The following is a 23,918-nucleotide window of genomic DNA, read 5'->3' as shown; positions in this document are numbered from 1 at the left end:
CAGCGGCAAGCACCCCTACCGCGGGCCCGCCAGGATTGGCCGGGCCCGCGGTAGTGCTGTAAGGAGTTGCCCCATGACCACCGCCACCGACCTCGGCGAACCCGCGGTCGTGCTCACCGGGATCACCAAGCGCTTTCCCGGCGTCGTGGCCAACGACGACATCAGGCTGACCGTCCGCGCCGGCGAGGTGCACGCGCTGTGCGGCGAGAACGGCGCCGGCAAGTCCACCCTGATGAAGATCCTCTACGGCATGCAGCAGCCGGACGAGGGAACCATCGAGGTGGCCGGCGACGAGGTCCGCTTCCGCACCCCGGCCGACGCGATCAAGGCCGGCATCGGCATGGTGCACCAGCACTTCATGCTGGCCGACAACCTCACCGTGCAGGAGAACGTGGTGCTGGGCGCGGAAGCGCTGCACGGCATCGGCGGCAAGGCACGGGCCCGCATCCAGGAGCTGGCCGGCCAGACCGGGCTGCGCGTCGACCCGGGCGAGCTGGTCGAGCAGCTGGGCGTGGCCGACCGGCAGCGGGTGGAGATCCTCAAGGTCCTCTACCGCGGCGCCCGGATCATCATCCTGGACGAGCCGACGGCCGTGCTGGTGCCGCAGGAGGTCGACGAGCTGTTCGACACCCTGCGCGGCATGCGCGAGCAGGGCTTCACCTTCCTGTTCATCTCGCACAAGCTGGACGAGGTGCGCGCGATCGCCGACAGCATCACGGTGATCCGCCGCGGCACCACGGTCGGCACGGTCGACCCGAAGTCGGTCACCTCGCGCCAGCTGGCCGAGATGATGGTCGGCTCCGAGCTGCCCAGTCCGGAGACCCGCGAGTCCACGGTGACCGACCGGGCGGTGCTCACGGTCGCCGGCCTTCAGCTGCGCGACGCCGGCGGGCGGTCCATCCTGGACGAGATCGACCTGGCCGTGCACGCGGGCGAGATCGTCGGCATCGCCGGTGTCGAGGGCAACGGCCAGACCGAGCTGGTCGAGGCGGTCATGGGCATGCGCAAGGCCGACGGCGGCTCGGTGCTGCTGGTCGACTCGGACGGCACGATCACCGACCTGACCAAGCTGAGCACCCTGCACCGCCGCGAGGCCGGCATCGGCTACATCCCCGAGGACCGGCACCGCCACGGCCTGCTGCTCACACAGTCGTTGTGGTTCAACCGAATCCTGGGCTTCCAGACCCGCAAGCCGGCGGTCAACGGCCGCTGGCTGGACGTGGAGGGGGCGCGCGCCGACACCCGGCGCATCGTCGAGCAGTTCGACGTCCGCACGCCCGGCATCGAGGTGCCGGCGGCGGCGCTGTCGGGCGGCAACCAGCAGAAGCTGATCGTCGGCCGCGAGCTGTCGGGCGACCCGGTGCTGCTGATCGCCTCGCACCCGACCCGCGGCGTCGACGTCGGCGCCCAGGCGCTGATCTGGGAGCAGATCAAGCAGGCCCGTGCGGCCGGCCTGGCCGTGCTGCTGGTGTCGGCCGACCTGGACGAGCTGATCGGCCTGTCCGACACGATCAAGGTGATGCTGCGCGGACGGCTGGTGGCGGACGCCGATCCGGCGACGGTCACGCCCGAGGAACTGGGCAGCGCCATGACCGGCGCGACGACCGGTGGAGAGGAAGAAGCCTGATGCGCTCACTGCGTGGCAAGTTGCTGCCGCCGGTGGTGGCCATCGTGTTCTCGGCGCTGCTGTGCTCGGTGGCGCTGATCATCTCGGGCCGCAACCCGGCGCAGGCGTTGGCCGCCATGGTGGTCCAGGTCGGCCACAACACGACGGCCGTGGACATCGTCAACAGCGCCAGCGTGTACTACCTGGTCGGCATCGCGGTGGCGATCGGGTTCAAGATGAACCTGTTCAACATCGGCGTCGAAGGCCAGTACCGGATCGGCGCCGTGCTGGCCGCGATCGTCGGCGGCGAGCTGAACCTGCCGCCGGTCATCGGCCAGATCGTGATCATCCTGGTGGCCATGGTCGGCGGCGCGCTGTTCGCCGCGCTGCCGGCGATCCTCAAGGTCACCCGGGGCGTCAGCGAGGTGATCACCACGATCATGCTGAACGCCATCGCCGGCGGCATCATCGCGCTGCTGATCAAGCAGGGCGCGTTCGGCGTGCTGAGCAACAACAACATCGGCACCCGGCCGATCCCGTCGTCCAACTGGATTCCCGGCATCTCGTTCGGCTCGGCCGGCACGGTGTTCGGCTTCGTGGTGATCGCGATCCTGGTCGGCGTCGGCTACTGGGTGATGCTCAACCGCACCCGGTTCGGCTTCGAGCTCCAGGCTTCCGGCGAGTCGCCGACCGCGGCCACCGCGGGCGGTGTGGACGCCAAGCGCATGATCGCCATCGCGATGCTGCTGTCCGGCGCGATCGCCGGCCTCACCGCGCTGCCGGAGCTGCTCGGCCGCGACCACACGTACACGCTGATCTCCCCGCAGGGCTACGGTTTCACCGGTATCGCGGTGGCGCTGCTCGGCCGGAACAACCCCGGCGGTATCGCCTTCGGCGCGCTGCTGTGGGCGTTCCTCGACCAGGCCGCGGTCTCGCTCGACGTGATCCAGGTGCCACGGGAGATCGTCACCATCATGCAGGGCGCGATCGTGCTGTCGGTCGTCGTGTCCTACGAGGTGATCCGCCGGCTCGAACTGGCCGCCGAGCAACGCAGGGTCGGCAGCCAGCTGGCCGCCGCGACCACCGGGAGCGCGTCGTGATCGACATGAACCCTCCGGCGTCGGTCACCCGCGCCGCCGCCCCGGTCAAGCGCCGGATTCCCGGCTGGGCCAACGGAGTTCTCTGGACGCTGGCCGCCATCGTGCTGCTCACGGCGACCGCCGACCTGACCGGCCTGCCCAACATCACCGCCACCTCGACCATCCAGGCCGGGTTGCAGCTGGCCGTGCCGCTGCTGCTGGCCGGCCTCGGCGGCCTGTGGGCGGAACGGGCCGGCGTGGTCAACATCGGCCTCGAGGGCATGATGATCCTCGGCACCTGGGGCGCGGCCTGGGCCGGCTACCAGTGGGGCCCGTGGGCGGCCGTGCTGGGCGGCATCGTGTTCGGTGCGCTGGGCGGTCTGCTGCACGCGCTGGCCACGGTCACCTTCGGTGTCAACCACATCGTGTCCGGTGTGGCGATCAACCTGCTGGGCGCGGGCGTCGCCAAGTACCTGTCCACGTTGTTGTTCGCGCCGGTGTCGCACAACCCGCGGCAGTCGCCGAAGGTGCCGTCCTTCGACACGTACTCGGCGCAGCCGGTCGCGGACTGGTTGGCGGATCTGGAGAAGCAGCAGCGGTACGTGGTCTCCGACATCGCCGGCATCTTCCACGGCCTGCTGAGTGGCGTGTCCCCGCTGACGATGATCACCATCCTGCTGGTGCCGATCAGCTTCGTCGTGCTCTGGCACACCCGGTTCGGCCTGCGGCTGCGGTCATGCGGCGAGAACCCGGTGGCGGCCGAGTCGCTCGGCGTCAACGTGTACCTGCAGAAGTACATCGCCGTGGTGATCTCCGGCGGCTTCGCCGGGCTCGGCGGCGCGGCGCTGGTGCTGGCCCCCGGCCAGAACGGCTACCTGGAGAACCAGACCAACGGCCGCGGCTACATCGGTCTGGCCGCCATGATCTTCGGCAACTGGCGGCCCGGCGGCCTGCTCGGCGGCGCGGCGCTGTTCGGCTACGCCGACGGTTTGCAGACGCTGACCGACGGCAAGACGGTGCTCGGCCTGTTCTACGGCGTCTCGCTGCTGGTCTGGGTGATCGCCCTGGTGCAGCTGATCCGTCGCAAGTGGATCGTCGGCCTGGTGTCCATTGTGGTCGGTGGCGCGCTCTACCTGCTGTACCTGTCGATCGACTCGCTGCCGCAGGAACTGACCACGTACCTGCCGCACATCGTGACGATCGTGGTGCTGGCGATGTCGTCGCAACGACTGCGAATGCCGGCGGCCGACGGGCTGATATATCGACGAGGACAGGGAAGTTAGTTGTCCACTGTGGACTGGGATGAACTGCGGCGACTGGCCGTGGTCGCGGCGGCGTCGGCCTACTGCCCCTACTCGGGGTTGCAGGTCGGGGCCGCCGCCCTGTGTGACGACGGCCGTGTCGTGACCGGCTGCAACATCGAGAACGCCGCCTACGGTGTGGCGTTGTGCGCCGAGTGCACGATGGCCGGGCAGCTGCGGCTGACCGGCGGCGGCCGGTTCGTGGCGGTGGCCTGTCGCAGCGGCGAGGGCGAGTTGCTCATGCCGTGCGGCCGCTGCCGTCAGATCGTCTACGAGCTCGGCGGCCCGGACTGTCTGGTGGACACGCCGCGCGGTGTGCTTACGATGCGGGAAGTTCTGCCAGACGCGTTCGGACCAGAGGACCTGCCGTGAGTCACTTCAATGCCGTCGACATCATCCGGGCCAAGCGGGACCGACACGTCCTGTCCGGCGAGCAGATCGACTGGGTGGTCGACGCTTACACCCACGGCGTGGTGGCCGACGAGCAGATGTCGGCGCTGGCCATGGCGATCCTGTTGAACGGCATGACGTCCGACGAGACCGCCCGGTGGACCCGGGCCATGGTCGAGTCGGGCGAGCGGCTGACCCTGCACGTGGACCGGCCGACCGTGGACAAGCACTCCACCGGCGGCGTCGGCGACAAGATCACGCTGCCGCTGGCGCCCCTGGTCGCGGCCTGCGGCGCGGCCGTGCCGCAGCTTTCCGGCCGTGGACTCGGCCACACCGGCGGCACGCTGGACAAGCTGGAGTCCATCCCGGGTTGGCGGGCTCAGCTGTCCACTGAGGACATTCGGGCTCAGCTGCGCTCGGTCGGCGCGGTCGTCTGCGCCGCCACCGAAGGCCTGGCCCCGGCCGACCGCAAGCTGTACGCGCTGCGTGACGTCACCGGGACCGTCGAGTCGGTGCCGCTGATCGCCAGCTCGATCATGAGCAAGAAGATCGCCGAGGGCGCCGGCGCGCTGGTGCTGGACGTCAAGGTCGGCTCGGGCGCGTTCATGAAGAACCTGGCCGACGCCACCGAGTTGGCCCGGGCGCTGGTGTCCATCGGCGTCGACCACGGGCTTCGTATCAGCGCTGTCCTGACCGACATGTCGGTGCCGCTGGGCCGGGCCGTCGGCAACGCCGTCGAGGTGGCCGAGTCGGTCGAGGTGCTCAAGGGCGGCGGCCCGGCCGACGTCGTCGAGCTGACCGTCGCGCTGGCTCGGGAGATGCTGTCGCTGGCCGGACTGTCCGATGTGGACCCGGCCGCCGTGCTGGCGTCCGGCGACGCGTACGAGACGTGGTGCCGGATGATCGCCGCGCAGGGCGGCGACCCCGAGGCCCCGCTGCCTTCCGCCAAGCACGTCGAGGTCGTCGAGGCCGCCGAGGACGGCGTGCTGACGGGCCTGGACGCCTACGCCATCGGCGTCGCCGCTTGGCGTCTCGGCGCCGGCCGGGCCCGCAAGGAGGACCCGGTGCAGCACGGCGCCGGCGTGCTCTGCCTGGCCAAGCCCGGCGACACCGTCCAAAAGGGACAGCCGCTGCTCGAACTGCGCACCGACACACCGGAACTGTTCGACGCCGGCCGTGACGCGCTCACCAACGGCATCGCCATCGGCGACACCGCCAAGCCGACCGCCCTGGTCATCGACACAATTCGCGGCTGATTTCCGCTTGGAAGGGGGCCTTCCTGCACTCGGAGTGGAGGAAGCCCCCTTGATCATGGGCTAGCTCGTCCGCCAGTCGATGCGGCCGTCGGTGGTGGTCTCGGGACGGCAGTGCCGTACCTTCGTCCGCTCCTCCAGTGCGGTGGCGATCTGCTCCAGCATCTCGGTGATGCTGCGCCATTCCGGCCCGTTCGCCTCGGCCCGCTCGTGGTCCCACTCCAGCACGCAGCCGCGCAGCGGGCCCGGCCGCAGGTCGACGACGAGCGCGTCGCCGAGGCCGTCGAAGGCGAACGGCACCCAGAGCGGGTGGTAGCTGTTGCCGGCCGAACCCGCGTCGGGGCCGCATTCCGGGGTGTCCCAGGCGTCCGCCCACAATTTCCGCTGCACCCGGAACGCGTCCAGCGCGCCCTGCGGGCCGTGCGGCGTGTAGAAGGGTGGGATGATCTCGGCGAACGCCGAATTCCCGGTGCCACCGCACACCGACCACCAGTCGTGCAGGTCGTCGGGCAGCTCGACACCGATCTCCTGCTCGAGGATCACGACATCTTCCCGGTCCGCCATCGTGCGCAGCACCGACCCGGTCGACGGTGCGTAGAAGGACAGCCAGCGCACGATCCGACCCCACGCGTCGGCCACTGCCATCCGTTCATGATCGAGTAAGAACTGACGCGCCGGTACCGCTCATCGGTGGACGATCGGGTGAATCCGGTCTCCGCCTGACGGCATCGGGCGCAACGGGTTAACCTGCCCGGACGCGTGCGAGGGAGGCGGTCGTGTCGGACACCGAGACGATGTGGGCTCCGTCCGACGACGACCGTCCGCCGCCGCGGCCGGATCGCAAGCCGCTGATCGCCTTCCTCGTCGTACTGGTCATCGCCCTGCTGGCCGCGGCGTTGATGGGCGGCTACCTGCTGGGCGTGCACACCGCGCAGTCATCGGTCACGCCGTCGAGCCCGGCCCCGACCACGACCTCCGCCGCGCCGACGACCACCACCACGGCGACCACGACCACCGACACGACGACGACCGTCACCACCACGACCACGACGGCCATCGGCAGCGGCACCATCCGCAACTCCACCCCGGCCGGCTCGCCGATCGTGCTCAACGTCGGCTACGGCGTGAATCTGGACAGCACCCAGCCCAACTGGGACGTGGTGCAGAGCAGCGACCCGGTCTACTTCACCGACTTCCGGTTCGACACCGAGGACACCGTGCTGAGCTCCGGCCGGGGCTTCGCGCCGGCCCCGGCCAACGCCGGCTATGCCGACTGCGTGGCCGCCACCGCCTACACGCCGGAGCTGAACGTGAATCAGATTCTGGCCGGCGGGGCCTACTGCACGACCAGCGCCCAGGGCCGGTTCGCGCTGGTCGCGTTCCATCCGGCGGTCGGCGGGCAGCTCACCTTCGACCTCACCGTGTGGGAGAAGACCCCCTAGTCAACTGTGATGATCGAGCGACCACGTAGGCTCTGCCCCGTTCCCGCAGACAGCGCTGGCCGTGACCGGGAGGTCTCCAGATGGCTCAGGACATCGTCCCGATCGAGCTCGGGCTGCCGCAGGGCGACCTGATCACCCTGTGGGCGCCGCGCTGGCGCGAGGAGGGTGAGGAGTGGGAGGCGTTCCTCGGGCACGAGGAGGACCTCTACGCCTTCCCGGACGCCGCCCGCCTTGCCGCCTTCGTGCGCACCGCCACCGAGCACGACCTGACCGACCACCCGGCCTGGCACGTGCTGCCGGCGCTGTCGGCGGTCGAGCTCGTGCCCGACGAGAACCACCAGTTCGACCTGGTCGGCGTGCCCGAGCTGGTCTCGGAGGACCCGGACACCTGGACCATCGGCGAGCTGGCCGACGTGGTGTCGATCCTGCGTTCGCTGGCCGACGTCTGCGAGCTGGACAAGGTCAACGAGGTGCTGGACTCGGTGGACGGCTTCGCGCTGCTGCCGCAGGGCACCTTCCCGTTCACCGGCCGGGACGGCGAGCGCCGCTGGACCGAGCTGGCCAAGGTCGTGGTCGAGCGCTGGGACGAGGTGCTGGACGCGATCGACGCGATCGTGACCGTGCCCGAGGTCGACGAGAAGGCGCTGGCCGTGGCCGAGCAGGAGCTGGCCGACGCCGAGGCCCAGCTGGCCGAGGAGGCCGACGCCGACGCGGATGCCGAGCGCCAGCCCGACGACGAGCCCGAGGACCTCGGCTTCTGGGGCGAGGTCGGCATCGACCCGATCAAGATCATCCTGGGCGACAACGAGTACTACACGCTGCGCTGCTACGTCGAGGACGAGCCGGTCTTCCTCGGCCACTCCGGCGAGATCGACATCTTCACCTCGGCCAAGGCGCTCGGCCGGTTCCTGGTCAACACCGGCAACGAGCTGGCCGGCAACGACATCACCGAGGTCGCCACCTGGGACGAGGTCGCGACCAAGGCCACCGCCGGCGAGCTCGAGGTCGAGGTGCACGACGACAACGTCTACGTGCTCAACGGCATCGCCGAGGACATCGCCGAGGGCCCCGACTCGATGGACCCGGTCCAGCTGGACCTGGCCGTCGAACTGATCGAGGACGCCGCCGCGTGGGCCGGCGACGACTCCGTGAGCGAGGCCCTGGCCCAGTCCGAGAGCCTGGGCTGGCTGGTCTCCTTCGTCGTGCGGCCGGACCCGACCCGCCTGGCGCCGAGCGCCCCGTTCGACGCCGAGGTCGAGGCGTGGAAGACCTTGGTCCAGGGCCTCGAGGACCGCTTCCGCAGCCACTGAGTTTTTGGCGCCGCCTCCGGCGTCGCGGGCTCGGCCCCTTTGGGGCCGATGCCTCGCCCTTGCCGGATTTAGCCCGCCGCATCCGGCTCGGGTGGTGACGCGCGTCGGTCGCGGCGGGCGAAATCCGCCAACCGGGCGAAGCATCGGCGGGGCCGAGCCGACTCTCGTGCCAGCGGCCCTCCCATCTACCGTCCCAGGATGCCCGTCGCTTCGCGGCGGGCATCCTCTGCTTTCACGGGCGTGGCGACGATCGCCAGCAGTGGGAAGATCGCGCCGACAGCGAACGCCGTGGCGTAGCCGAAGCCGCCGACCAGGGCGCCGAGCAGCGGCGGGGTCAGCGCGGCGGCGATGTTCTGGGCGGTGTTCTGCGCCCCCAGGGCCCGACCCGACCAGGCGGTGCCGGCCAGCTCGGCGGTCGCGGTGAAGCCCAAACCGTTGTCCGCCACTGTGATCACCGCCCCGACCGCGATCACCGCCACGGCCAGCCACGGCGCCACCCGGTCGCCGAGGCCCAACAGCAGCATCACCAGCGTGCTGGCCACGGCCAACTGCCGCATCGGCCGCAGCCGACTGCCGACCAGGTCGGCCCACCGCCCGGTGACGATCCGCCCGGCCGCGCCGGCGGCCTGCACGACGCCGAGGAACACGCCGGCCCCGCCGGGAGTCCAGTGCTGCGCGCTGACCAGGTACTCCAGGCTGAACGCCGAGATCACGAACTGCGGCACCACCAGCAACGCGCTCGCCCCGTGCAGCCGCCATAGCGCGGACGACCCGAGGTACGGCGACCGCGTCCGCTCCGTCTCCTTGCGCGGCGGCCGCGGCGGATCCTGCACGAGCACGGCGACCAGCACCGCCAGCAGCACGCACAACCCGGCCGGGAACAGCAGCGCCGCCCGATAACCGAAGGCCTGCCCCAGGAACGGCAGTGTCAGCGCGGCGATGCCGACCCCGACCGGCTGCGCGGTCTGACGGATGCCCATGGCCAGGCCCCGTTCACGCGGCCCGAACCAGCCCATCACGACGCGTCCGCTGGCGGCGTTGACTGACGCGCTGGCCGCGCCGGCGAGCAGTAGCAGGACCGCCAGCAGCGTGACGCCGTGCGTGCCGAGGCTGCCAGCGGCCACCAGGACACCGGCAGCGCCCAGCCCGAGCGCCATCACGACCCGCTCGCCGTAGCGGTCGGCCGCCGCGCCCCAGGCGATGAGCGTCAGCAGCAGACCCACGGTCGGCGCCGACACCAGCAGGCCGACCTCGGCCAGCGACAGTCCCTCGGCCGCCCGGATGTCCGGCACGAGGAACGGCAGGCCGTACAGGAACGTGCACGCGGCGGCCTGGGCGGACAGCCCCAGGCCGAGGATCAGCCACCGGCGCGGGTTCTCGACCACCGAGCGTCTCCCAACATGTGGACACCACTGCCTACATGTTGGACGCTAGTGCCGATACTTCCGGTAGGGCAACAAATTCCCGGATCCTGGAATCAGGCCATCAGCTCGGCGTAGCCGGGCTTGATCACCTCGTTGATCAGGGCCAGCCGCTCGTCGAAGCCGATGAACGCCGACTTCATCGCGTTCACCGTGAACCACTGCAGGTCGCTCCAGCCGTAGCCGAACGCGTCGACCAGCGCGCCGAACTCGCTGGACATGGTGCAGCCGCTCATCAGACGGTTGTCGGTGTTGACAGTCACTCGGAAACGCAGGTCGGTCAGCAGCCCGATGGGGTGCTCGGCGATCGACTTGGCCGCGCCGGTCTGCACGTTGGACGACGGGCACATCTCCAGCGGGATGCGCTTGTCCCGGACGAAGCCGGCCAGCCGTCCGATGTGGACGGAGCCGTCGGCGTCCCTGGTCACGTCGTCCACGATGCGCACGCCGTGGCCGAGCCGGTCGGTGCCGCAGTGCTGGATGGCCTCCCAGATGGACGGCAGCCCGAACGCCTCGCCGGCGTGAATGGTGAAGTGGGCGTTCTGCTGGCGCAGGTACTCGAACGCGTCGAGGCCGCGGGTGGGCGGGAAGCCGGCCTCGGGTCCGGCGATGTCGAAGCCGACCACGCCGGCGTCGCGGTAGCGCACGGCCAGCTCGGCGATGCGCAGCCAGCCCTCGTTCTGCCGCATCGCGCACAGCAGCGTGCCGATCCGGATCTTGTTGCCGGTGTTGCGCTCGCCCAGCCGGAAGCCCTCCTGCACGGCCTCGACGACCTGCTCGAGGGACAGGCCGCTGGGCTCGAAGAGCTCGGGGGCGTAGCGGACCTCGGCGTAGACGACGCCGTCGGCGGCCAGGTCCTCGGCCGCCTCGGCGGCCACCCGGACCAGTGCCTGCTCGGACTGCATCACGCCACAGGTGTGGGCGAAGGTCTCCAGGTAGCGGACGAGCGAGCCGGAGTCGGCCGCGTCGCGGAACCAGGTGCCGAGCGCGGCGGGGTCGGTGGTGGGCAGATCGGTGTAGCCGATCGTGTCGGCCAGTTCGATCACGGTGTTCGGCCGCAACCCGCCGTCCAGGTGGTCGTGCAGGAGCACCTTGGGGGCGCGGCGGATCGCCTCGGGGGTCATCGGCGTAGGCATTGCGACACGGTACCTCCGTGTGGCCGCGTTCCTCGCCGTGGCGATCTTGGGGCGGTATGATCATGGACGGTGTTATCCGTGCCGGTGAAATCCACCCTCTCGTATGGCGGCCACCGCATACGAGTGGTATCTCGGCCACGGTGTGCCATCACGTCGGGGTATGGATCACTCATATAGGGGATCTTTGGTTTCAGTCAGCAACCGAATGAAGATCGACTAGGTCCCACGCGGCTCTCGGCGTGCTCCGAACGACGCAAAATTGGGCACGGCTGCGTCAAGATCCGTGGGGCCGGTTCGTGTCGCCGTGAGTAGCTGGCTAGAGTCGCTGAGTCTCCCCATCCCCATGGACGAAGGCGCCAGCCGTGAACGAGAACAACAACTCCACGATGTCCTTCGATCGGATGCGCAACATGCTCACGCGCGCCGCGGAGATTCGTGAGAGCGAACAGCAGCAGATCTTCGACGCGCTCGACGAGATCCACGCGCGGATGTCCCCGCTCGAGTCGCTGGGTTCCGTTCGCAAGCGCCTGTCGGAGCTGCCGGACCGCACCGAGGTCAGCGTGCTGGCCGAGCGCCTCGACGAGGCGCTGGCCAAGTTGGAGGCGCAGGACGGCGCCATCTCCGAGCTGGGTCGGGCCCTCGAGGGTGTCGTCGACAAGCTCGCCAAGCCCTTCGCCCAGCTCGACGGCCGCCTCGACGGCGTCGGCGGCCGCTTCGAGGGCGTCGCCGGCCGGATGGACGGCCTCGAGGACAAGCTGACCCACATCCACAAGCGCCTCGACGACGTCGACGGCCACCTGGACAAGCAGGACAGCAAGGCCGACGCGTTGCCCGGCGTGCTGCACGCGCCGATCCGTGAGCGCCTCGAGGCGTTGGAGACCGCGCTGCGCAGCCGGATCGACGAGGTCGACGAGGGCGTGCACGAGCACCTCGACGGCACCAAGGAGGCTCTGGCCCGCGCCGTCACCGAGTCCGGCGCCGCCACCGCCACCAGCATCGGCGACTCTCGCGCCGCGCTGCAGAGCAGCCTCGGCGACGCCCGGGTTTCGCTCGAGGGCAGCCTCGCCGACTCGCGCGCCGTGCTGGAGAGCAAGCTGGCCGAGGTGCACGGCACCGTCAACGACCGGATCAGCGCCACCCACGACTCGGTCCACGCCAAGCTGGACGACCTCATGTCCCGGCCGGCCGTCGACCCCACCGACCGCCTCGACGCCCTCGCCCGTCGCCTGGAGCAGGTCTCCAGCCGCTTGGACGAGATCGACACCCGCGTCGACGCCGTCGGCACTGCGACCGGTGAGCGCATCGGCGACCTGGCCGGCACCGTGTCTTCCGGTCTGCAGGACGTTCACGGCACCCTCTCCGCCCGCCCCGACGCCGACCGCCTGGTGTCTTTGGTCCGCGGGGCCAACGAGGAGTCCGAGCGCCGCAACGCCAGCCAGTTGGACGAGGCCATGGCCACCTTCGCCGAGCTCATCCTCGGCGGCGGCGCGCCCACCCCGCCCCCGCCGCCCACCGCGCTGCCCCGTCCGCAGCGCCGGGCCCGTGCCCCGAAGAACGCCATCGCCGCCAAGGGCGAGAAGGTCGACATCGACGGCATCGACCTGGCCGCCGAAGGCGCCTGACCCAGCATTCCTGACGGCCGCCCCGGGATTCCCGGGGCGGCCGTTGCGCATCCTGAACCTGGCCTGATCGCCACATGCGCTTCCCATGTGGCATCTGGCGCCACATGGGAAGCGCATGTGGCGAAAAAGTGGCGCGGTGGGGGGTGTTCGGGGTAGACGGGGGAGTGGGGTGACACCGCTCACCTCGGTGCCCTTCTGCATCGTTCGTGAGTCGTAAAATCCAACTCAGCAGGTGAGTGTCGTTGCTGAGGAGGAGTCATGAGGGACGCTGTCATCGTCGACGCGGTACGGACACCGATCGGCAAGGGCAAGCCGGGTGGGGCGCTGTCGGGGGTGCATCCGGTGGACCTGCACGCGCACGCGATTCGGTCGCTGATCGAGCGGACGGGGATCGACCCGGCGCTGGTGGACGACGTGATCAGTGGCGCGGTGGGGCAGATCGGGGAGCAGAGCGGCAACACGGCACGCTGGGCGGCGCTGGCGGCGGGGCTGCCGGAGTCGGTGCCGGCGGTGACCGTGGACCGGCAGTGCGGCAGCAGCCAACAGGCCATCCATTTCGCGGCCCAAGGGGTGATCGCCGGCGCGTACGACGTGGTGATCGCCTCGGGCATCGAGTCGATGAGCCGGATCCCGATCGGCAGCCAGGCGGCGGGCAAGGACTTCCTCGGCCCGGGTGTCGCCGGCCGCTATCCGGAGGGCCTCGTGCCGCAGGGCATCAGTGCGGAGCTCATCGCCCAGCGCTGGAATCTGTCACGCGAGCAGCTGGACGCGTTCGCCGCCGAGAGCCACCGGCGGGCGGCCAGCGCATGGTCCGACGGCCGATTCGCCGCCGAGGTGTCGCCGCTCAAGCTGGATGCGGTCGAGGTGACCGGTGACGAGACCATCCGTCCGAACACCACCCCGGAGGTGCTCGCCGGGTTGAAGCCCGCGTTCAAGTCGGACTTCTGGCAACAGCGCTTCCCCGACCTGGACTGGCGGGTCACCGCCGGCAACTCCAGCCCGATCAACGACGGCTCGGCCGCCGTCCTGATCACGAGCAGCGACACCGCCGCCAAACTGGGCCTGCGGCCGCGCGCCCGACTACACTCGTTTGCCGTCGTCGGCGACGACCCGCTGTACATGCTCACCGGCATCATCCCGGCGACCCGCAAGGTTCTCGACCGCGCGGGCCTCTCACTGGCCGACATCGATGCGTTCGAGGTCAACGAGGCGTTCGCCAGCGTCGTGCTGGCCTGGCAGGCGGAGACCGGCGCCGACCTGACCCGGGTCAACGTCAACGGCGGCGCCACCGCGATCGGCCACCCGCTCGGCGCCAGCGGCGCCCGCCTGATGACGACACTGCTCGGCGTCCTGGAGCAGACCGGCGGCCGCTACGGCTTGCAGACCATGTGCGAGGCTGGCGGCCTGGCCAACGCGACGGTCATCGAACGGCTCTGAGTCAACGAGACAGGTCGGTCAGCGAGATGTCGATCGGGAACGGCACCGTCGTCTTCAGGCGATCGTGGAAGATCCCGGTCAACGAGTAGCTGCGAGTGGCGGGGTCGAGCTCGTAGACGTAGACGACCGGCCGGCCACCGTCGTTCTCGACGCGCCAGAAGTGGCGAAGCCCGGCCTCCGCGTATCGCCGAGGCTTGGTCTCCCGGTCCCGGATCTCCGAGGACTTGGAGACCACCTCGACGACCAACAGCACGTCCTCGGGGGCGTAGTAGGTGCGGTCGAGGTCGCTCGCGGCGATCGCAGTCACCACCGAGACGTCCGGGCATGGGCGCTGCCGCTCCCCGAGGACGATGTCCATCTCCGTGGTCGCGGCGAACTCATCGGGAATCTGGCGTTCCAGCTCCAGCCCCAGACGCAGGATCACTCGCCGATGGAACTCGGTCTGGGGGCTCTTGACGATGAGTTCTCCGTCGACCAGCTCGATGTGCTTGAGCGCATCGAGCTCGCCGTACGGGCCGTCCAGGTTGAGCTGATCAAGATCAGCGGCTGTCCAGCCATCTGGCGGCACGTATGGCCACTGGAGTTCGACCGTCACAAGGGCAGTATCGGCTGTGCGAGGGGGATGGGACTCGCACAGCCGATCATTCAGACGCCCATCGGGTGCCAGACGGTCTTCGTTTCCAGCACCGCGCGCATGCGGCTGACGTCGGGCTCGCGTGACCAGTCGGGCTCGCCGCGGCCGCCACGAACGAGCCGCTTGACGGTGCCGGCGGCGGCGCGTTCGAGGTCGGCCTTGATGGCGTCGGGCGCGCCGGTCAGGTCGAGGGCGTTGACGTCGGCGTGCGCGGCCAGCCACGGGGCGATCTCGGCGGTACGGCCGGTGAGCACGTTGACGACACCACCGGGAACGTCGGAGGTGGCCAGCACCTCGGACAGGGTGATGGCGGGCAGCGGCCGGTCCTGGCTCGCGACCACGACGCAGGTGTTGCCGGCGGCGATCACCGGGGCGACCACGCTGACCAACCCGAGCAGCGACGACGTCTGCGGCGCGAGCACGGCGACGACGCCGGTGGGCTCGGGCACGCTGAACGAGAAGTACGGCCCGGCTACTGGGTTGGACGCGCCGAACACGCTGGCGATCTTGTCGGTCCAGCCGGCGTACCAGACCCAGCGGTCGATGGCGGCGTCGACGAGGGCCTCGCCCCGCTTGGTGCCCTCGCTGGCCGCGACCTCGGCGACGAACTGCTCGCGCCGCCCCTCCAGCAGCTCGGCGACCCGGTACAACACCTGGCCCCGGTTGTAGGCAGTGGCGCCGGACCAGCCGGGGAACGCCTTGCGTGCAGCGCCGACGGCGTCCCGGGCGTCCTTGCGGGAACCCTGGGCGGCGTTGGCCAGGAAGCCACCGCGTGAGTCGGTCACCGGATACGACCGGCCGGACTCGGAGCGGGGGAAGGCGCCGCCGATGTACAGCTTGTACGTCTTGGCGACGGAAATTCGGTCAGACATCGAGGTACGCCTCCAGCCCGGCGCGGCCGCCCTCGCGGCCGAAACCCGACTCCTGGTAGCCGCCGAACGGCGCGGTCGGGTCGAAACGGTTGAACGTGTTGGCCCACACCACGCCGGCCCGCATCCGCTGCGCGGCCCACAGGATCCGGGAACCCTTCTCGGTCCAGATGCCGGCGGACAGCCCGTACGGGGTGTTGTTGGCCTTGGCCACGGCCTCGTCGGGAGTGCGGAAGGTGAGCACCGACAGCACCGGCCCGAAGATCTCCTCACGGGCGATCCGCATGGACTGCTGCACGTCGGAGAACACCGTCGGGGCGAAGAAGAAGCCCTTGTCGGGCACCGGAACGGGGCTGGTCCAGCGCTGCGCGCCCTCGGCTTCGCCGGCCGCGGCCAGCTCCTGGATCTTCTCCAGCTGGGCCCGCGAGTTGATCGCGCCGACGTCGGTGTTCTTGTCCAGCGAGTCGCCGACGCGCAGCGTCGCGACCCGGGTGCGCAGCTTCTCCAGCAGCTCGTCGGCGATCGACTCCTGCACGAGCAGCCGGGAGCCGGCGCAGCAGACGTGCCCCTGGTTGAAGAAGATGCCGTTGACGATGCCCTCGACCGCCTGGTCCAGCGGCGCGTCGTCGAAGACGATGTTGGCCGCCTTGCCGCCAAGCTCCATGGTCATCTTCTTGCCGGAGCCGGCCAGCGAACGCTGGATCAGCTTGCCGACCTCGGTCGAGCCGGTGAACGCGACCTTGTCCACGCCGGCGTGGTTGACCAGCTCCGAGCCGACGTCGCCGGCCCCGGGCAGGATGTTGACCACACCCGGCGGCAGCTCGGCCTGCTGGCAGATCTCGGCCAGCACCAGCGCGGTCAGCGGCGTGGTCTCGGCCGGCTTGAGCACGACGGTGTTGCCGCAGGCCAGCGCGGGCGCGATCTTCCACGACGCCATCAGCAGCGGGAAGTTCCACGGGATGACCTGGCCGGCAACGCCGAGCGGCCGCGGGTCGGGCCCGAAGCCGGCGTAGCCGAGCTTGTCGGCCCAGCCCGCGTGGTAGAAGAAGTGCGCCGCGGCCGTCGGCACGTCGACGTCGCGCGACTCCTTGATCGGCTTGCCGTTGTCCAGGCTCTCCAGCACGGCCAGCTCGCGCGATCGCTCCTGGACCAGCCGGGCGATGCGGAAGATGTACTTGGCCCGCTCGGCCCCGGGCATCCGGCCCCAGACCCGGTCGTAGGCCCGGCGCGCGGCCTTGACCGCGGTGTCCACGTCGGCCTTGGACGCGGTGCTGACCTCGGCCAGCACCTCCTCGGTCGCCGGGTTGACGGTCTTGAGCGGCTCGCCCGAGCCCTCGACGAACTTGCCGTCGACGAACATGCGGTAGGCCGGCTTCAGATTCGCGATGTCCCGCGACTCGGGCGCGGGCGCGTACTCCCAGTTGCTCATCTCAGTCCACCGTCACGTAGTCGGGGCCGCTGTAGTGGCCCTCCAGCTGGGTGCGCCGCTGCATCAACAGGTCGTTGAGCAGGCTGGACGCGCCGAAACGGAACAGCGTCGGCGTCAGCCACTCCTCGCCCGCCACCTCGTGCACCGCGACCAGGTAGCGGATCGCGTCCTTGGTGTTGCGGATGCCGCCGGCCGGCTTCACGCCACGCAGCTGGCCGGTGCGGTCCCGCCAGTCGCGCACCGCCTGGAGCATCACGTGGGTCACGGGCAGCGTGGCCGCGGGGGAGACCTTGCCGGTGGAGGTCTTGATGAAGTCGCCGCCGGCCAGCAGGGCCAGCCAGGACGCCCGCCGCACGTTGTCGTACGTGGCGAGCTCGCCGGTCTCCAGGATCACCTTGAGGTGGGCGCTGCCGCAGGCGGCCTTGATCGCCACGATCTCGTCGTACACCTGGCCGTACCGGCCGGACAGGAAGGCGCCCCGGTCGATCACCATGTCGATCTCGGCGGCGCCGGCGTCGACGGCCAGCTGCGTGTCGGCCAGCTTGACCGCGCGGTTGGACCGCCCGGACGGGAAGGCCGTGGCCACGCTGGCCACGCCGACCCCGCTGTCGCCGACGCCGGCCACCGCGGTGGCCACCATGTCCGGGTAGACGCAGACCGCGCCGACGTGCGGCACCTCGGCGTACTCGGGGTCGGGCCTGCGGGCCTTGGCGGCCAGGGTGCGGACCTTGCCGGGCGTGTCGGCGCCCTCCAGCGTGGTCAGGTCGACCATGGAGATCGCGGTGTCGATGGCCCACAGTTTCGAGGCCTTCTTGATGCTCCGCGTGCCGAGACCGGCCGCGCGCTGTTCGACGCCGACCTGGTCGACCCCGGGCAGTCCGTGCAGGAAGCGTCGCAAGGACGCGTCATCGCGCGTGACCTCCGACAACTCTGTCGTAGAAGGGGCTGACATGGGATCGAGTCTAAGTGGCACTTGCGTGCGTATGTCCCTCTAGAGCTGAGGAGGGCGCCGTGACGTTGACCCCGGATGAGGTGCACGCAGTCGTTTTCAACCCGCCCCCGCCGGGGCGCAGGGCCTATCACCCCGGCGAGGTGGACGACTTCGTCGACCGCATCGAGGCGACGCTGCGTGGCGAGGACAACCTGACCGGCCAGGACGTGAACCGGGTCAAGTTCCACAAGCCGCCGGCCGGGGAGGAGGGCTACTTCGACTACGAGGTCGACCAGTTCCTGGCGCTGGCCGCCGAGTCGCTGGGCTCCGGCTACGACATGGTCGACGTGGACGCCTTCCTGGACCGCGTGGTCAACGCGCTGCACGGCACCGACCGGCTCACCGTCGACGAGGTGCGCGCGGTGCGGTTCAGACGAGCCGGCGCCGATGCCGACGGCTACAACGAGGACGGCGTCGACGCCTTCCTGCTCATCATCGCCAAGGTGCTGGAGCGGCTGGGCGGCCGGCCGCGCGCGCTGACCGCCGACGACGTCGTGGCCGTCGGCTTCCACACCGCCGAGAAGGGCACCCGCGGCTACAACGAGGACGAGGTCGACCACTTCCTGGACCGGGTGGAGGCGACGCTGCGCGGCCGCGGCCGGCTGACCGCGGCCCAGGTCCGCGAGGTGCACTTCGGCGAGGCCCTGATCGAGGGCGAGGGCTACGACCAGGACGAGGTCGACGCCTTCCTGGATCTCATCGAGGCCCAGCTCGAAGCCGCCACCTACCGGTCGGCCGTCTGACCGGCGAACCGTACGCGACCCTGTGCCGCGCGAACGCGCGGCACAGGAACTGGCTCACGTGAGCCAGTTGGCCGTTATGGTGCAGCGGGCCTCCGAGGCCGTGCCGCCGGAGACCGTGAATCCGAACTGGATGGTCACGTCACTGGGTGGCTCGGCGCTGTTGCGCAGGTTGGCCAATGCCGCCTGCAGTGTCGGCCGGACCTTCTCCACCGCCTCGCGCAGCGCCCCGCCGGCCTCGGTGACGAGGTTTCCGGAGCGGCCGAGCGCCCCGTCCACCTCGACCAGCACGTTGTCGCCGTCGTCCAGCGTCAAAGCCACCACGTTCACCATGACGACTCCTGGAGTTGACCCAGTGTTCGCCACAGGTTAGAGCCACGTCGGCGAGCCAGGCGGGTGAAACCTGGTGGTGTCCCGCCAACGAGGTACAGCTGTGTCGAAACCGTGATTCGCCGGGTCAGCGGGGAGTTGGCGGCGGGCCTTGCGGCGGACCTCGACCGCGCCCATCAGCGCCAGACCGTTGATGCGCAGCACCGGCGAGCCCGGCGCGCCCGGGCCTTCGGCGCCGCGCTGGAACTCGCCCATGAAGCCGAAGCCGTCGATGCGCACGGTCAGCTCCGGCGGCACGATGATCTTGACCGCACCCATGATCGCGGTCGCCGTGATGGTGCACTCGCCGGCCTCGAAGTCGGCCTCGCGCAGGTCCAGCTTGACCTCGCCCATCACCGCGGTCGCGGTGTACTGGACCGGCACCACCCAGTCGCCGCGGCGCGTGGTCTGGCTCATGATCGCCACGGAGACCGTCGAGGCGCCGCCGGCCAGCGGCATCACCTGATTGCCCGGGGCCACCGCCGGCAGCATCGGCATCGGCGTGGGGACGTCCGGCAGGTCCTGCGTGAACGGCACCAGCTCGCCGAACGTCTTCGCCTGATAGAGCCCGGCCAGCCGCTCGTCCAGCTCGCTCACGGTCAGCCGGCCCTCGGCCATCGCCTTGTGCAGCACCTGGGCGACCCGCTCACGGTCGGCGTCCGAGGCCCGCATGGACATGGGGTCAGGCTGCTCGCTCACGACGGAAAGCCTAGAACCCCGGCCTACCGGCGCGCAGGCCCATTGGGCGGTCGGCGCGGCCCGGTGCGCCGCAGCCGGCGCAACACGCAGGCCCAACACCGGCACGCCACCGCGACGCATCCCGAATCCGCCATGGCACACCGCCTCCGTGACCGTTCTCGTCACGGAGAACATCGCCGACCGCCCCGTGAACGCTACGTGAACAGACCCTGTCCCCAGAACTGCCCGGGCGCGACACCCGGCGGGCAGGCGAACAGCCCGCTGCCGATGTGCTGGATGTACTCGTTGAGCGCGTCCGCGGCCAACGCCTTCTGCACCGTCACGAACTGCTTGGGGTCCTTCATGAACGCGATGAAGAACAAGCCCCCCAACAGGTTTCCGGTGGAGTCGGTGCCGTCGGTGAACGAGTAGCCCCGGCGCAGCAGGTGGATCCCGCCGTTGTGCTCGGGAGAGGCCAACCGGATGTGGGCGTCGTCGGGGATGTCGGAGCTGCCCAGGTTCGGCGTGTCGAACTCGTCCGACCCGCCCAGCGGCGCGCCGCTGTTCTTGTAGCGCCCGAACACGTTCTGCTGGTCGGCCAGGTAGTCGCGGTCCCAGGTCTCGATGTACATCCGGATCCGCCGCGCCACCAGATAGCTGCCGCCGCGCAGCCACGCCTGGTCGGTTTCCTCGCCCACCCACACGTTCTGGTCGATCAGGTCGGTCTGCTCGGCCCGCAGGTTGCGGGTGCCGTCCTTGAACCCCATCAGGTTCCGCGGCGTCGCCTGGGCGCTCGAGGTCGACGCCGTGCGGCCGAAACCGAGCTGCATCCACCGCAGCACAACGATTCCCGCCCCGAGCCGGGCCAGGTTGCGCACCGCGTGGAAGGTCACCTGCGGGTCGTCGGCGCAGGCCTGGATGCACAGATCCCCGTTGGTGTAGGCGGGATCCAGGTTCTCCGGCGCGAGCTTGGGCAGCGGCGTCAACGCCTTCGGCTTCTTGGCCGCCAACCCGAACCGGTCGTCGAACAGCGACGTCCCGAAGCCGATCGTCACGGTCAGGTTGCCGGGCGTGAGCCCGTCGGCCTCGCCGGTGTCGGAGGGCGGCGCCTGCAGGTCGGACGCGCCGCCGGGCACCTGGTGCCCCTTGGTCATCGCGTCCGCCGCGGCCGTCCACGTCTTGAGCAGGCCGACCAGTTCGTTGCGGTCCTTGGTGATCACGTCGAACGCCGCGAACGTGAGCCGATCCTGCTGCGGCGTGGTGATGCCGGCCTGGTGGTCGGCCCAGAACGGCACGACCTGGCTGGTGCTGGCGGCGTTGGCCGCCGTCAGCGTGGTGTCGGCGGCGACAAGGCCGCCGACACCGAGCGCGCCCAGTCCGGACAGCATCCGGCGGCGGGACAGTGCCGGCGTCATTGCGACACCTTCGCGGCCACCTTGGACATCGCCTCGCCCAGCGCGTTCACGGCCTGGGACAACGTCTTCTGCTGGTCCTTGGACACCGTCGAGTAGTCCACGTAACCGGTGTTGAGGTAACCCGGGCTCTGCTCGTACTGCTTGAGCGCGGCGGTCACGGCGGCGGCGCGGTCCTGCACGGCCTTGGCCACGTCCGGCGCGTTCTTCTGCAGCGCCGGCAGCAGCACGGTGAACGCCTCCATGGAGCCGTCCAGGTTGCCCTTGAAGTCCAGCAGGTCGATGTGGGAGTACCGCTCTTCCTCGCCGGTGACCTTCGACTTCTGGATCTCGTCGATCAGCTCGGTGGCGCCGTTGGCGATCTCGGCCGGCTGGTAGGTCGCCTTGGCCACCAGCTGCTGCAGCTTGGTCACGTTGGTGACCAGCTCGTCGGCCACCGGGCCCATGCCGTCCAGCTTCCTGGCCTCGAACAGCGACTGCTCGATCTTGTGGAAGCCCTTGAAGTCGGCGGGGTTGTCGAAGTCGTCGGCCCGGCCGTCGATGTTCTTGTCGAGGTCGCCCCAGATCTCCGCGACCGGCTCGACCTTCTCGTAGAACACGCGGGCCTGGCCGTAGGCCACGCTCGCCTTGGCCGTGTCGCCGGCCTTCACCGCGTCCGCGAACGCCTTCGTGCCGGTGACCAGCTGGTTGACCTGGTCGACGACCCACTTGCCGTAGTCGGTGGTCGCGGTGACCAGCGCCGGGTTGTCCTTCCACGACTTGGTGGCGTCGCCGGTCACGTGGAAGTCCCAGTGATCCTTCTTGGCCCCGGGGCAGTAGATCTGGTAGTCGCCCTTGGCCAGCTCCAGCGAGAAGCCGCCGTCCAGGCCGGGCGTGAGGTTCTCCTGCTCGCCCAGCATCTGGCCGCCGGACATCAGCTCGGCCTCGGTGACCGCGCCCGCGTCCTTGTTCGACACCTTGAAGTTGACCGCGCCGCTGGAGATCGACGACGGCTGCGGCTGGCAGCCGTCGGCCGTCAGCGTCACCGTGACGTCGCCACCTTCGCCGGCGGGCGCGTTCTGCGGCGCGCTCCCGCTGGTGCTGCTGCCCCCACACGCGGTCAGGGCCAGGGTCGCCGCCGCCGCGATCGCGGTCAGGCCGATGGTGGTTCTCACGGGTTGGTCGCTCCAATCAGCTTCTTCTTCGTGGCGGTACGCGGCCACAGCACGTAGGCGAGCATCGGGACCGCGTAGACGAGCCAGCCCGTCACCTCGATCACCGTCGGGTGGGGCTGCACGCCCAGCACCCCGCTGAACAGCGAGTACAGCGGCGTGCCCTGCACCACCAGCCAGGACAGGTCCAGCGCGGGCTGCTGACCGAAGGCGATCCAGTGCGCCTCGTGCGCCGTGTGCAGCGTGGACATGACCAGACCGGCGGCGACGATCACCAGCACGATGCCGGTGATGCGGAAGAACCGGCTCAGGTTGAGCCGCACGCCACCCTTGTAGATGCCGTAGCCGATGGCCGCCGCGACCACGATGCCCAGCACCGCGCCGAGGAACGACAGCGTGGCGTTGCCGCTGGCCTGGGTCAGCGCCAGCAGGAAGACGGCCGTCTCGAAGCCCTCGCGCAGGACCGCCAGGAACGCCATGCCGACCAGCGCCATCGTCGAGCCCTGGGCCAGCGCGCCGGCGGCGGCGCCCTCGAGCTCCTTCTTCAGGCCGCGCGAGTGCTTGGCCATCCACAGCACCATGTACGTGACCATCACCACGGCGAGGGCGCCCACCACCGTCTCCAGGCCCTCCTGGCCCTGCTGCGGCAGCTCCTGGGAGATCAACCGGAGCGCCACGCCAATGACGATGCACAGGGCGACCGCGATGCTCACGCCGATCCAGACCTGGCGCAGCGCGTCCCTGCGGCCCTGCTGGGCCAGGAACGCGGCGATGATCCCGACGATCAGCGCGGCCTCGAGGCCCTCGCGCAGGCCGATCACGAACGTGGGCAGCATCAGGTCTCCCAATCAGGCGTGCCTAACCTGTAGGTAAGGCGAGGCTATCTAAAACACCCGATCGCGCACTGTCAACCAGATGGGGGACCTGTCACGTGGAAGCCGGTCATCCGGCGGCTAACGTGACGCCCCATGGACGTCCTCGTCGTCGATCACCCGCTGGCCAGGGCCCGCCTGACCACCATGCGGGACGCGCGCACCGACAGCGCCGCGTTCCGGGCCGCCCTGCACGAGCTCACTGTGATGCTCGTCTACGAGGCGACGCGTGAGGCCCCCGTGGCCACCGAGCGGATCCACACCCCGGTGGCGCGCACCGACGGCTACCGCCTGAGCAACCCGCCGCTGCTCGTGCCGGTGCTGCGGGCCGGGCTCGGCATGGCCGACCAGGCCCACAAGCTCATTCCCGACGCGCAGATGGGCTTCGTCGGCCTGGCCCGCGACGAGCACACCCTTCAGCCCACTCCGTACATGGAGTCCCTGCCCGAAAGCCTGGCCGGACGGCCCGTGCTGGTGCTCGACCCCATGCTCGCCACTGGTGGATCGATGGTGCACACCATCAACCTGCTCACCGAGCGTGGTGCGACGGACGTCACGGCCGTCTGTGCCCTGGCCGCGCCCGAGGGCATCCGGCGGTTGGAGGAGTCCCAGCTGCCGGTGCGCGTGGTGACCGCCAGCATCGACGAGCGGCTCAACGAGTCCGGCTTCATCGTGCCCGGCCTCGGCGACGCCGGCGACCGCCAGTACGGCTCGGTGTAAGGAATGTCGGCGGCCCGGCCGGTTTCCGGCCGGGCCGCTCGCCCCACCGTCGCGAA

Annotated in this window: 23 protein-coding genes; 11 read left to right on the top strand and 12 right to left on the bottom strand. The window is 70.1% G+C overall.

Going from position 1 to position 23,918, the window contains the following annotated elements; genetic code table 11:
* The first annotated feature begins 73 nt into the window (after window positions 1–73).
* From M3Q35_RS29710 to M3Q35_RS29690, 5 genes are read left to right on the top strand one after another with little or no spacing between them, the layout of a single operon-like run.
* Window positions 74–1,627, top strand: a complete 1,554-nt coding sequence (locus M3Q35_RS29710; protein ID WP_273935861.1) for an ABC transporter ATP-binding protein — start codon at window positions 74–76, stop codon at window positions 1,625–1,627.
* A complete protein-coding gene (locus M3Q35_RS29705; RefSeq protein WP_273935860.1) occupies window positions 1,627–2,706 on the top strand; it encodes an ABC transporter permease in 1,080 nt (359 codons plus the stop codon). The genes M3Q35_RS29710 and M3Q35_RS29705 overlap by 1 nt, the downstream gene beginning before the upstream one ends.
* A gap of 5 nt (window positions 2,707–2,711) precedes the next feature.
* A complete protein-coding gene (locus M3Q35_RS29700; RefSeq protein ID WP_273944509.1) occupies window positions 2,712–3,968 on the top strand; it encodes an ABC transporter permease in 1,257 nt (418 codons plus the stop codon).
* Complete coding sequence (locus M3Q35_RS29695; protein WP_273935859.1) at window positions 3,969–4,358, top strand: cytidine deaminase; 390 nt, start codon at window positions 3,969–3,971, stop codon at window positions 4,356–4,358. It begins immediately after the preceding gene.
* The gene (locus M3Q35_RS29690) at window positions 4,355–5,632 is read left to right on the top strand and encodes a thymidine phosphorylase (RefSeq protein WP_273935858.1); all 1,278 of its coding nucleotides are present in this window, start codon (window positions 4,355–4,357) and stop codon (window positions 5,630–5,632) included. The genes M3Q35_RS29695 and M3Q35_RS29690 overlap by 4 nt, the downstream gene beginning before the upstream one ends.
* Before the next feature lie 60 nt (window positions 5,633–5,692).
* Here the strand turns inward: M3Q35_RS29690 and M3Q35_RS29685 are convergent, their stop codons facing one another.
* The gene (locus M3Q35_RS29685; RefSeq protein WP_273935857.1) at window positions 5,693–6,274 is read right to left on the bottom strand and encodes an SMI1/KNR4 family protein; all 582 of its coding nucleotides are present in this window, start codon (window positions 6,272–6,274) and stop codon (window positions 5,693–5,695) included.
* 131 nt (window positions 6,275–6,405) lie between these two features.
* On the opposite strand from M3Q35_RS29685, the gene M3Q35_RS29680 reads away from it, so the two are divergent.
* A complete protein-coding gene (locus tag M3Q35_RS29680; RefSeq protein ID WP_273935856.1) occupies window positions 6,406–7,071 on the top strand; it encodes a hypothetical protein in 666 nt (221 codons plus the stop codon).
* Window positions 7,072–7,151: 80 nt separating this feature from the next.
* Window positions 7,152–8,381: a primosomal protein gene (locus tag M3Q35_RS29675; RefSeq protein ID WP_273935855.1), complete on the top strand. Its 1,230-nt coding sequence runs from the start codon at window positions 7,152–7,154 to the stop codon at window positions 8,379–8,381.
* Window positions 8,382–8,566: 185 nt separating this feature from the next.
* Here M3Q35_RS29675 and M3Q35_RS29670 read toward each other — a convergent pair whose 3' ends face one another.
* Both M3Q35_RS29670 and M3Q35_RS29665 read right to left on the bottom strand, forming a co-directional pair.
* Window positions 8,567–9,766, bottom strand: a complete 1,200-nt coding sequence (locus M3Q35_RS29670; RefSeq protein WP_273935854.1) for an MFS transporter — start codon at window positions 9,764–9,766, stop codon at window positions 8,567–8,569.
* A gap of 92 nt (window positions 9,767–9,858) precedes the next feature.
* Window positions 9,859–10,938 carry an adenosine deaminase gene (locus M3Q35_RS29665; RefSeq protein WP_273935853.1) on the bottom strand — a complete coding sequence of 360 codons (1,080 nt, stop codon included), beginning with the start codon at window positions 10,936–10,938 and terminating at the stop codon, window positions 9,859–9,861.
* A 386-nt stretch (window positions 10,939–11,324) separates the two neighbouring features.
* On the opposite strand from M3Q35_RS29665, the gene M3Q35_RS29660 reads away from it, so the two are divergent.
* Both M3Q35_RS29660 and M3Q35_RS29655 read left to right on the top strand, forming a co-directional pair.
* Window positions 11,325–12,560 (top strand): hypothetical protein, encoded by a 1,236-nt coding sequence (locus M3Q35_RS29660; protein WP_379794233.1) that lies wholly within the window; start codon window positions 11,325–11,327, stop codon window positions 12,558–12,560.
* Window positions 12,561–12,818: 258 nt separating this feature from the next.
* Window positions 12,819–13,997 (top strand): thiolase family protein, encoded by a 1,179-nt coding sequence (locus M3Q35_RS29655; protein ID WP_273935851.1) that lies wholly within the window; start codon window positions 12,819–12,821, stop codon window positions 13,995–13,997.
* A gap of 1 nt (window position 13,998) precedes the next feature.
* On the opposite strand, the gene M3Q35_RS29650 is transcribed toward M3Q35_RS29655, so the two are convergent.
* Genes M3Q35_RS29650 through deoC form a run of 4 tightly spaced genes read right to left on the bottom strand, consistent with a single transcriptional unit; the run spans window position 13,999 to window position 17,881 of the window.
* Window positions 13,999–14,592 carry a Uma2 family endonuclease gene (locus M3Q35_RS29650; protein WP_273935850.1) on the bottom strand — a complete coding sequence of 198 codons (594 nt, stop codon included), beginning with the start codon at window positions 14,590–14,592 and terminating at the stop codon, window positions 13,999–14,001.
* A 50-nt stretch (window positions 14,593–14,642) separates the two neighbouring features.
* Window positions 14,643–15,503: an aldehyde dehydrogenase family protein gene (locus tag M3Q35_RS29645; protein ID WP_273935849.1), complete on the bottom strand. Its 861-nt coding sequence runs from the start codon at window positions 15,501–15,503 to the stop codon at window positions 14,643–14,645.
* Window positions 15,496–16,929 carry an aldehyde dehydrogenase family protein gene (locus tag M3Q35_RS29640; RefSeq protein WP_273935848.1) on the bottom strand — a complete coding sequence of 478 codons (1,434 nt, stop codon included), beginning with the start codon at window positions 16,927–16,929 and terminating at the stop codon, window positions 15,496–15,498. The genes M3Q35_RS29645 and M3Q35_RS29640 overlap by 8 nt, the downstream gene beginning before the upstream one ends.
* Before the next feature lies 1 nt (window position 16,930).
* On the bottom strand, window positions 16,931–17,881 hold the full coding sequence (deoC, locus tag M3Q35_RS29635; RefSeq protein WP_273935847.1) for a deoxyribose-phosphate aldolase: 951 nt from the start codon (window positions 17,879–17,881) through the stop codon (window positions 16,931–16,933).
* Between the two features lie 59 nt (window positions 17,882–17,940).
* Between deoC and M3Q35_RS29630 the strand changes: the two genes are divergently transcribed.
* Window positions 17,941–18,663 carry a DivIVA domain-containing protein gene (locus M3Q35_RS29630; protein WP_273935846.1) on the top strand — a complete coding sequence of 241 codons (723 nt, stop codon included), beginning with the start codon at window positions 17,941–17,943 and terminating at the stop codon, window positions 18,661–18,663.
* 54 nt (window positions 18,664–18,717) lie between these two features.
* Here the strand turns inward: M3Q35_RS29630 and M3Q35_RS29625 are convergent, their stop codons facing one another.
* From M3Q35_RS29625 to efeU, 5 genes are all read right to left on the bottom strand, one after another.
* Window positions 18,718–18,993, bottom strand: a complete 276-nt coding sequence (locus tag M3Q35_RS29625; RefSeq protein WP_273935845.1) for a CU044_2847 family protein — start codon at window positions 18,991–18,993, stop codon at window positions 18,718–18,720.
* Between the two features lie 36 nt (window positions 18,994–19,029).
* Window positions 19,030–19,728, bottom strand: coding sequence for a DUF1707 SHOCT-like domain-containing protein (locus M3Q35_RS29620; protein ID WP_273935844.1), 699 nt, complete (start codon window positions 19,726–19,728; stop codon window positions 19,030–19,032).
* A gap of 194 nt (window positions 19,729–19,922) precedes the next feature.
* The gene (gene efeB / locus M3Q35_RS29615) at window positions 19,923–21,122 is read right to left on the bottom strand and encodes an iron uptake transporter deferrochelatase/peroxidase subunit (RefSeq protein ID WP_273935843.1); all 1,200 of its coding nucleotides are present in this window, start codon (window positions 21,120–21,122) and stop codon (window positions 19,923–19,925) included.
* Entirely contained in the window at window positions 21,119–22,273 is a 1,155-nt protein-coding gene (gene efeO, locus M3Q35_RS29610; protein WP_273935842.1) for an iron uptake system protein EfeO, read from the bottom strand. The genes efeB and efeO overlap by 4 nt, the downstream gene beginning before the upstream one ends.
* Window positions 22,270–23,106, bottom strand: a complete 837-nt coding sequence (gene efeU / locus M3Q35_RS29605) for an iron uptake transporter permease EfeU (RefSeq protein WP_273935841.1) — start codon at window positions 23,104–23,106, stop codon at window positions 22,270–22,272. The genes efeO and efeU overlap by 4 nt, the downstream gene beginning before the upstream one ends.
* Window positions 23,107–23,238: 132 nt before the next feature.
* Here efeU and upp point away from each other — a divergent pair, with 132 nt between their 5' ends.
* Complete coding sequence (upp, locus tag M3Q35_RS29600; RefSeq protein ID WP_273935840.1) at window positions 23,239–23,862, top strand: uracil phosphoribosyltransferase; 624 nt, start codon at window positions 23,239–23,241, stop codon at window positions 23,860–23,862.
* The last annotated feature ends 56 nt before the right edge of the window (window positions 23,863–23,918 follow it).

It is taken from the genome of Kutzneria chonburiensis (genome assembly GCF_028622115.1).
Taxonomy (GTDB): Bacteria; Actinomycetota; Actinomycetes; order Mycobacteriales; family Pseudonocardiaceae; genus Kutzneria; species Kutzneria chonburiensis.
Note: the sequence above shows the minus strand (reverse complement) of the source record. Positions and strands in the feature narration are given on the sequence as shown.

Excerpts from the sequence above, each read along its gene's own strand:
- M3Q35_RS29710 (WP_273935861.1), top strand. The coding sequence starts at position 74 with ATGACCACCGCCACCGACCTCGGCGAACCCGCGGTCGTGCTCACCGGG.
- M3Q35_RS29705 (WP_273935860.1), top strand. The coding sequence starts at position 1,627 with ATGCGCTCACTGCGTGGCAAGTTGCTGCCGCCGGTGGTGGCCATCGTG.
- M3Q35_RS29700 (WP_273944509.1), top strand. The coding sequence starts at position 2,712 with ATGAACCCTCCGGCGTCGGTCACCCGCGCCGCCGCCCCGGTCAAGCGC.
- M3Q35_RS29685 (WP_273935857.1), bottom strand. The coding sequence starts at position 6,274 with ATGGCAGTGGCCGACGCGTGGGGTCGGATCGTGCGCTGGCTGTCCTTC.
- M3Q35_RS29675 (WP_273935855.1), top strand. The coding sequence starts at position 7,152 with ATGGCTCAGGACATCGTCCCGATCGAGCTCGGGCTGCCGCAGGGCGAC.
- M3Q35_RS29665 (WP_273935853.1), bottom strand. The coding sequence starts at position 10,938 with ATGCCTACGCCGATGACCCCCGAGGCGATCCGCCGCGCCCCCAAGGTG.
- M3Q35_RS29660 (WP_379794233.1), top strand. The coding sequence starts at position 11,325 with ATGTCCTTCGATCGGATGCGCAACATGCTCACGCGCGCCGCGGAGATT.
- M3Q35_RS29655 (WP_273935851.1), top strand. The coding sequence starts at position 12,819 with ATGAGGGACGCTGTCATCGTCGACGCGGTACGGACACCGATCGGCAAG.
- M3Q35_RS29645 (WP_273935849.1), bottom strand. The coding sequence starts at position 15,503 with ATGTCTGACCGAATTTCCGTCGCCAAGACGTACAAGCTGTACATCGGC.
- M3Q35_RS29640 (WP_273935848.1), bottom strand. The coding sequence starts at position 16,929 with ATGAGCAACTGGGAGTACGCGCCCGCGCCCGAGTCGCGGGACATCGCG.
- deoC (WP_273935847.1), bottom strand. The coding sequence starts at position 17,881 with ATGTCAGCCCCTTCTACGACAGAGTTGTCGGAGGTCACGCGCGATGAC.
- M3Q35_RS29625 (WP_273935845.1), bottom strand. The coding sequence starts at position 18,993 with ATGGTGAACGTGGTGGCTTTGACGCTGGACGACGGCGACAACGTGCTG.
- efeB (WP_273935843.1), bottom strand. The coding sequence starts at position 21,122 with ATGACGCCGGCACTGTCCCGCCGCCGGATGCTGTCCGGACTGGGCGCG.
- efeU (WP_273935841.1), bottom strand. The coding sequence starts at position 23,106 with ATGCTGCCCACGTTCGTGATCGGCCTGCGCGAGGGCCTCGAGGCCGCG.
- upp (WP_273935840.1), top strand. The coding sequence starts at position 23,239 with ATGGACGTCCTCGTCGTCGATCACCCGCTGGCCAGGGCCCGCCTGACC.